A 7040-nucleotide genomic window follows, 5' to 3' on the forward strand; every position below is an offset into this window, starting at 1 on the left:
ATTTTTTCAATTGTGTCCGGTCCGCTTCGGGGCATAATGGGCGCCCTCCCCTTCCGGAAAGGCCCCCGCATGAACAAGCAAATCTTCATCAATCTGGCGGTCAAGGACTTGGACAAATCCAAGGCCTTCTTCCAGGCCCTGGGCTACCAGTTCAATCCCCAGTTCACCAATGAGCACGGGGCCTGCATGGTGGTCCAGGAAGGCAGCATCCACGTGATGCTGCTGACCGAGGCCTTCTTCCAGACCTTCACCAGCAAGACCATCGTCGATGCGCGCCAGAGCACCGAGGTGCTGGTCTGCTTCAGCTGCGACAGCCGGGAAGAAGTCGACACGCTGGTGGCCAAGGCCGTCGCCGCCGGCGGCCGCATTCCGCGTCCGCCGCAGGATCACGGCTTCATGTACGGCCACGCCTTCGAAGACCTGGACGGCCACGTGTGGGAGCTGGTCTACATGGCCGTGCCGTGAGCTAGCGCTGCTTCTTCAGGCGCAGCGAGACCTGATAGGCGGTGGCGCCTGTCATGGTCTGCACCGGCTGGCGCGATTCGCCGCTGACCTCCCAAGCGTGATCGAGCAGCTCGCGCAGCGTGGCGGGCTCGCGCATCAGGTCGCAGCGGAACAGCACCGTGCTGAGGGACTGCCCTGGCGCCACCAGCCAGTCGGGACTGGACTCGCACAGCATCTGCGTGCCTGGCGGTGAGCGCTCGATCACCTGCTTGCGCTCGCGATTTGCCTCCTGCTGGGCTGCTTGCCGCTGCAATGCCTCGCGCCGTTCGGCCTCCTTGCGCAAAGCCTCCTGCGCCACCCGCCGCATGGGCAGGCTGGCCTTGGCCTGCTCGAAGCGGGCCAGGGCGGGCGCCGCCTGTTCGGCACTCAGGAGGGCGATCTCGGCCGGATAGCGGACCTGCCCGTCACGCGGACGCACGCCATTACCGTTGTGGTCGAAGTTCAGGTAGACCGTCTCCTCCGTGCCCTCTTTCTCATCGATACAGGCGAGCTTGACGTAGTGCACCGGTATGCAACGGTTCAGAAATTTCTCGCTGCCCGCTTTGCACAGAAAGAGGCTCTGGAAATTATCGTCGCCCGCCACCTTGGCGCCATCGGCCAGCGTGGCCGTGTACAGGCGCACACCGCGGTTGACCTGATCGACTCCGGCCGCGCCGATCGCCTTGATGTCGGCGAACGGAATCGCCTCGTAGTCGCTGAACACCCCGGTTCGCTTTTTCCAGTAGGGCGCGAACGCCTGCGGCGCGGCCAGGTATTCCTGCTGCAGCTTGCCCGGGCGCGCGCTATCGGTGCGCCACGCAAGCGACTGGCTGATGCAGACTGCGGGAGAGTCGGTGAACTTGATGGACCAGGCTTGCGCATGGGCCGGCAAAGTGGAGACGAGACAGGCCGCGGCAAAGGCGGCTCGGCACAGAGTCGAGGACATGAGCTTCCTTCCAGATGGGATGATCATCCGGCGCAGACCGAGTGCCGATCCGGTCCGCGCCACCAACGCCGGCGGGCATGCAGATCCCGCTGACGGCGTCGTTGATCATCTTGTCACAAAATGTGCCATCAGGCAATTTTGTGTCTCGCCGGGCCTCGATTCTTTTGCAAAACCCCCGCGCAGTTTTACTTGAGCAGAGACGCTCAGCGCGGGCCGAAGCCGAGCACATGCCCGTCCGGATCGATGCCGAAGTCCCAGGTGATCCAGTCCTTGCCGTGGCGGGCCGCATACAGGCGCGTGAGATTGGGGCCGTTGGGCCGCTCCTCGATGAGCATGAATTCCTCGATCGGATCGAGCGCTTGCAGCAGCGGGAACAGGAAGTTGCGCATCGGCGGCACGAAGTTCTTGCGCGCGTCCGCCGCAAAGGCGTCCTCCTGCACTTCGCCGCGCATGCCCTTCTCGATGATCTGACGCACGCGCGCCGTCACTTCGGGCCGCGTATCGGGCAGCGCCTTGCGCTCCACCGTGGCCGGCGGCAGCAGGCGGCGTGCCACACCCTGGGCCAGATACGGGTACATCTTCTGCGCATTGGTCAGCACGATGACGCTCAGGCGCTCCTGCGGCAGATGCAAAAAGTCCGACAGCGCCGGGCCGCCCGAGTGGCCGACCGTGGGCCGGCCATCGAGCCGCGCCAGCGCCCAGCCGACGGCGAAGCTGTTGTTGCGGCCGTCGCCCAGCTGCGCGGGCGTCCACATCGCCTGCTTCAGCGCGGCCGGCAGGAAGGCATCGCCATCCAGGGCCTGCGCCATTTTGCTCAGATCGCGAATGCTGGAGAACAGACCACCAGCGGCGATGCCCGTGCGGCCGAAGGGGAAGACGAAATTCGCCTGGTCCGCGCCGTCCCACTCATACACGGTGGCGCGCCGGCGCACCTGGCGCGAGCGCAGCATGCCATCTTCCACCAGCGCGCCATCGAAGGCGCTGTCCTGCATGTCGAGCGGAGCAAGCACCCATTCGCGCAGGGCCACGGCGAAGTCCTTGCCCGTCACCTGCTCGATAATCTGGCGCAGCACCATGTAACCGCCGATGCCGTAATCGGCGCGCGCGCCCGGCGCGTGGTCCAGCCCCTTCTTCACCGCCGCTTCGGTGTAGGCCTGCACGCTCGCCGCCTGCAGATGGTCAGGCACGCCCGAGGAATGATCGGCCAGGTGGCGGATGGTGACGGCCTGCCAGGCTTCCGGCAGCTGCGGCAGGTAGCGCCGCACGCTGGCCTGCAGATCGAGCTTGCCCGCCTGGACCAGGCGCATTACCAGCAAACCGGTCAGCGGCTTGGTGGTGGACGCGAGCTGAAAGGCCGTATCGGGCGTAACCGCCTGCTGCCACTCCAGATTGGCCATGCCATAGGTCTGCAGCTTTTCAATGCGGCCCGCGCGCACCACCGCCACGGCCATGCCCGGGATATGGTTGCGCGCCATTTGCGCCTGCAGGTAGTCGTCGACCACGTCGGCGCGTGCCACCAGGCTCAGGCCCGCCAGCATGAGGGAAAGGAGGATTTTCATAGATCGCGAGCCTAGCATGCAGGCCCGCGCGCCGATGTCTGAATTTTGTAATGTCGGTATAAACGTTCAGGGCCAGCGCTTCTGCAGGAAGTCCAGCATGGCCTGGGTGGCCGGCGTGATCCAAGGCTCGAACAGCCAGAACGAATGCGGCGCATCGGCCAGGGCCAGCACCTCGCTCTCGACACCGACGGCCTGCATCTGCGTGCGCATCCCCGCCATCCCGACCGAAAAGCGCGGCTGGCCGCTGGTGATGAACAGGATCGGCGGCATGCCCGCATGGACATAGCGGATCGGCGAGGCCTCCGCCCACAGCGCCGCCTTCTCCGCATAGCGCCCGCCAAACCAGGCGCCAGCGGCCGACGGCGTCTTCTTCGGATCGTCCTCGTACTGCAGCGCGGCCGGATCGGTAAAGTCGGACAGACCGTCGATGTTGATGATCGCCTGGACCTGGCTCGACACCGGACTATGCGCAGCATCCGGATCGAAGCGCGCCGACGCGCCGCTGACCCCGGCCAGGCTGGCGATCTGCCCCCCGGCCGAACCACCGGCCAGCACAAAGCGTTGCGGGTCGAGTGCGAACTGCGCAGCGTGCGCGCGCAGCCAGCGCACGGCGGCGCGCACATCCTGCACCGCCGCCGGATAGGGCGCCTCGCCCGCGAGCCGGTAGCTCAGCGTCGCCGCCGCATAGCCGCGCTCCGCCAGACGCAGCGCCATCGGCACAAACTCCGCACGAAAGCCCGAGCGCCAGCCGCCGCCATGCACGAAGACCACGAGCGCGCGCGGCGTTTGCGCCTTGGGCAGGTAAAGGTCCAGCTGCAGGCAGCGCGTGCCCTGCTGCGCATAGGTTTGATTGGCCACTACGCGCACGCTGTCCGGCAGCGCGTCGCTGGCGGTGCGGATGAACGGATATTGGCGCACCAGCTTCTCGTAGGTGTGCGCCGCGTCGTAGGTGTTGGCGGGATCGGGCGCGGGGGCCACACACTCCGCCGCCCGGGCGCAGGCGTGGGACAGCAGGATCAGAGCAAAGAGAGAAGCGATGCGCATGCAGGCGGCCAGCAGAAACGAAGGAGCGACGAGTATGCCACCGGAACGGCGCGCACGTGCTAAGGTGATGCGTCCAGCCGATTCCACCCAGGAGCCAACGTGTCCGCCTTCCAGCTCGCCCAGCTCAACATCGCCACCATGAAGGCGCCGCTGGACTCGCCCACCATGGCCGATTTTGTCGGCAACCTCGACCGCATCAACGCGCTGGCCGAGCAGTCGCCCGGCTTCGTCTGGCGCTTGAAGGACGAAGCCGGCGACGCCACCGCCATCCGCCCCTTCGGCGACGAGGTGCTGATCAACATGTCCGTCTGGCGCGATGTGGCATCGCTGAGCGAATTCGCCTTCCGTTCCGCGCACGTGGAGATCATGCGTCGCCGCCGCGAGTGGTTCGAGCGCATGGGCGAAGCCTACGCCGTTCTCTGGTGGGTGCCCGCTGGCCATCACCCCACCGCAGCCGAAGCCGCCGAGCGCCTGGCGCTGCTGCAGGCCCAAGGACCATCGCCGCAGGCCTTCACCTTCCGCAGCGCCTTCCCGCCGCCGGACGCGCCCGCGCCCGCGGCCGCTCAGAGCCTCGACGCCTAATTCAGCGTGCAGGCACGCGGCCTCATGCCTAATAATCCAGGAGCTGACGGTTTATACGTTCCAGATCGCTTTTCGAATCTTCCTGCCAGCGGATACCCTTGCCTTTGTCGTAACGTACCAAAGACGTGAAACCAACGGGCGGCGCCTGTTTCTGCAATTCGACTCCCACGATATAAATATTTACCCAATTGGGGCCACACCCAAAATTCACTTCTCCTAGCACGGCCTCGTTGAGCAGCGCTCGACCAAGCGGCGCTGATAGCAAATCGATCTGCGTTGTCGTGGCGCCGTGCACGATCAGACGAACGCTCCTATCGTCCTTGGAAACCTGCACCTCGTAAATGGTTTCCTTGCAAGCAGCGCTGTAGGAACGCATACGCGCTTTGGGATCGAAGCCAGACTCTTTGACCTCGATGTCGATGGTTTGCTGCGCATGCACGAGCGGCGCCGGCAAGGAAAATAGCCAGATTAGAAGCAAAGACAGGTGGGTAAGTTTCATCACAAGACTTTTCTAAGGATGGCTGTGGCAGGGTATATAGTCAGAGCTTATATCCACAAGTTCGTCTTTGCGGTTGGCATCTGGGCCCCTTCCAGTGAACTCATAAGTCTTGCCGTAGCTGAGATCAAGAATACACCGCACCATCCCCGGAGCGATCCATCCATCCGGATTTGGATCAATAAGACCGTTGATGACAAGCCAGGCGAATTTTTCCTCTTCTTGGGCCAAGCCAGAATAAGGCCGAATACCTTGCTCGAAGACAACCAGCGGCAGCACCCGAAAGTTATTTGGTGCCGGGTGACGTCGGAGCCTTCGCACTTATCGGACTTTTTCTGTTTGGTGTCGCCCTTGCCGCGCACAAGGCTTGGGACGGAACGTACTCGCAATTCGACGGCAGTCACCTCATCTATTCGAATTCGCTCGATGAAAAGGCGCCTCCGACGAAAATAGACAAGCGAGTATCGTTCATGGTCCAAGGCTCGCTCGCCGAAAGCCTGTTTGACTCCATCGGGCCCGATCCGAAGGACGCATGCGGTGCATCGGCGGACCTGCGGATTCGCGAGAAAGGCGATCTGAGCTGCACACGATACCTGCCGGACAAACGAAAACCCTACACGTGCCACTTTGGCATGGACCTCAGAACCGGAAAAAGCATCGCTGGGGCGACCTGCTGACTTTGCAAGCGAAGTATTGATCGAAGTGATGAAAGCCCAGCCCGCGATACCGCTGCTTTGAGATCTGGGCCTTCATCGACTTCGCCAATAGCGCGGTTGGCCTGCGCCGGCCTCGGCTAGACCTCGCCGCGGCCCTGTGAGTCCGCAGTGCCCGTCCTTTCCTTGACGGCGTTTGCGGAAGCGTATCGAGCCCCTTCAAGCGGACGTTCTGTCTTCTCGCTCACAAAGACCGCCTGCAAAGTAAGGCTTTTATCCGGGTCTCCCTTTTCGCCAGAGGCATCCTCGCGAACCTTGTCGGCCGCTCTGATCGTCGCGGCGCCATCCCATCCAACGGCTTCCTCCGTGTCGAGGTCTTGCGACCGCTTGGCCTGGATCGCAATAAGACGGGGCGGCTTCAGACAACCGCACATGCAGAGGTCCCCTTCAAGGGCAACGGTGGCGCCATTGAAAGTTTCAGGGAGGCGAGGGCCGTCCGCCCGAATCTTCCCCGTCGCCTTGCAAGCCGGGCAAAATACGTCGTCGCCTTCGAGCGCAACTCCGACTCCGTTGATGGAAATCTTGCTTGAGGCGACGATGACCTTGCCGCCCGCTGTCGTTTTGGCTCCAAGAGTGATGGTGTGCCTGCGCATTTCTCCCTCCAAATTGAACTTCAGCGGGAAACTGCCGTGGGATAAACCTTGCAAAGGATTAGGGACCGACCGACGGCCAAACCGTCGAGGTGTCGAGGCCAGGCGGGCAAGGTCCGGGATCTGACATTTTTCCGGTCAGGTAATACGGGTCGCTCACAGTCCAATCGGCGAGTTTCAGAAGGTAGTCCCAATACCTGGCATCACCGAACGCGTAGCCTTGACCGACAGTGAGGTCATACGCGAGAACCGTTTCGACGAGATGCGCTTGCTTACCAAGCGACCCAAACGTCAGGATTTGCCCATGGTTCGTACTTGGTACCTGGCGTTTGCCAATTTTCCGGATTTCGGTGGACCGTTCGTCAGCGTTTCCGCCTCCCCCCATGTCCATTCCCACGCCACCGTTTGCGACCCGCTTCCGAATGGCACTATGCTTTAGGTAGGTTTCGAATTCGTCTTGCTGTTCAGCGTCTCCATCGCTGCCGTCAAACACGGCCGTACCCTTCTCGAAGTCTTCGCTGATCAGTGCAGGAACCGGGACGAGAGGCGCATTAATCCACACCGCCTCGGACTCCTTCGGTGTGCTCTGGACACCGAATAATCCGAGTACCTTGTCCGGGATTACCT

Annotated in this window: 10 protein-coding genes; 3 read left to right on the forward strand and 7 right to left on the reverse strand. The window is 63.0% G+C overall.

Annotated elements, in window-relative coordinates; translation table 11 throughout:
- Positions 1-69: 69 nt before the first annotated feature.
- Positions 70-465: a VOC family protein gene (locus LZ005_RS20900; RefSeq protein WP_237810450.1), complete on the forward strand. Its 396-nt coding sequence runs from the start codon at positions 70-72 to the stop codon at positions 463-465.
- 1 nt (position 466) lies between these two features.
- On the opposite strand, the gene LZ005_RS20905 is transcribed toward LZ005_RS20900, so the two are convergent.
- From LZ005_RS20905 to LZ005_RS20915, 3 genes are all read right to left on the reverse strand, one after another.
- Positions 467-1429, reverse strand: coding sequence for a hypothetical protein (locus tag LZ005_RS20905; RefSeq protein WP_237810451.1), 963 nt, complete (start codon positions 1427-1429; stop codon positions 467-469).
- Positions 1430-1632: 203 nt separating this feature from the next.
- Entirely contained in the window at positions 1633-2988 is a 1356-nt protein-coding gene (locus LZ005_RS20910) for a serine hydrolase (protein WP_237810452.1), read from the reverse strand.
- Positions 2989-3054: 66 nt separating this feature from the next.
- Positions 3055-4032 carry an alpha/beta hydrolase gene (locus LZ005_RS20915; protein WP_237810453.1) on the reverse strand — a complete coding sequence of 326 codons (978 nt, stop codon included), beginning with the start codon at positions 4030-4032 and terminating at the stop codon, positions 3055-3057.
- Positions 4033-4131: 99 nt separating this feature from the next.
- Here LZ005_RS20915 and LZ005_RS20920 point away from each other — a divergent pair, with 99 nt between their 5' ends.
- Positions 4132-4614: a DUF3291 domain-containing protein gene (locus tag LZ005_RS20920; RefSeq protein WP_237810454.1), complete on the forward strand. Its 483-nt coding sequence runs from the start codon at positions 4132-4134 to the stop codon at positions 4612-4614.
- A gap of 28 nt (positions 4615-4642) precedes the next feature.
- On the opposite strand, the gene LZ005_RS20925 is transcribed toward LZ005_RS20920, so the two are convergent.
- Positions 4643-5113 (reverse strand): hypothetical protein, encoded by a 471-nt coding sequence (locus LZ005_RS20925; RefSeq protein WP_237810455.1) that lies wholly within the window; start codon positions 5111-5113, stop codon positions 4643-4645.
- A 12-nt stretch (positions 5114-5125) separates the two neighbouring features.
- A complete protein-coding gene (locus LZ005_RS20930; RefSeq protein WP_237810456.1) occupies positions 5126-5389 on the reverse strand; it encodes a hypothetical protein in 264 nt (87 codons plus the stop codon).
- A gap of 14 nt (positions 5390-5403) precedes the next feature.
- Here LZ005_RS20930 and LZ005_RS20935 point away from each other — a divergent pair, with 14 nt between their 5' ends.
- Positions 5404-5787: a hypothetical protein gene (locus LZ005_RS20935; protein ID WP_237810457.1), complete on the forward strand. Its 384-nt coding sequence runs from the start codon at positions 5404-5406 to the stop codon at positions 5785-5787.
- 116 nt (positions 5788-5903) lie between these two features.
- Here the strand turns inward: LZ005_RS20935 and LZ005_RS20940 are convergent, their stop codons facing one another.
- A complete protein-coding gene (locus tag LZ005_RS20940) occupies positions 5904-6416 on the reverse strand; it encodes a PAAR domain-containing protein (RefSeq protein WP_237810458.1) in 513 nt (170 codons plus the stop codon).
- Between the two features lie 58 nt (positions 6417-6474).
- A partial coding sequence (locus tag LZ005_RS20945; protein WP_237810459.1) for a DUF3274 domain-containing protein occupies positions 6475-7040 on the reverse strand: 566 nt, incomplete at its 5' end.

Source organism: Massilia sp. TS11, from assembly GCF_022012445.1.
Lineage (GTDB): Bacteria > Pseudomonadota > Gammaproteobacteria > Burkholderiales > Burkholderiaceae_D > Telluria.